Annotated in this window: 1 pseudogene; it reads left to right on the forward strand. The window is 76.2% G+C overall.

Annotated elements, in window-relative coordinates:
• Positions 1–349 (forward strand): annotated as a pseudogene (locus GT030_RS12820) (ArgP/LysG family DNA-binding transcriptional regulator); the annotation flags it as partial.

Raw genomic sequence — 349 nt, forward strand, 5'->3', positions numbered from 1 at the left:
GAGCCAGCGGGTCAAGGCGCTGGAGCAGCGCACCGGCCGGGTGCTGCTCCAGCGCACCAAGCCGGTCCGGCCGACCGACTCCGGCGCGGTCCTGGTGCGGTACGCCCGCCAGCTCGCCCGGCTGGAGCGGGACGCGCGGGACGAGCTGGGGATGAGCGGCGCCGGCGAGCCGACGCGGGTGTCGGTCGCGGTGAACGCCGACTCCCTGTCGACCTGGTTCCTGGACGCGCTCACCGAGGTGCCGGGGCTCAGTTTCGAGCTGCGCCGGGAGGACGAGGACCACACCGCCGCGCTGCTGCGCGAGGGCCTGGTGATGGCGGCGGTGTCGGGGTCGGCGGAGCCGGTGCCC

Origin of the sequence: Streptomyces sp. SID1328 (genome assembly GCF_009865595.1) — a bacterium.
In the GTDB taxonomy this organism is placed as follows: domain Bacteria; phylum Actinomycetota; class Actinomycetes; order Streptomycetales; family Streptomycetaceae; genus Streptomyces; species Streptomyces griseoluteus.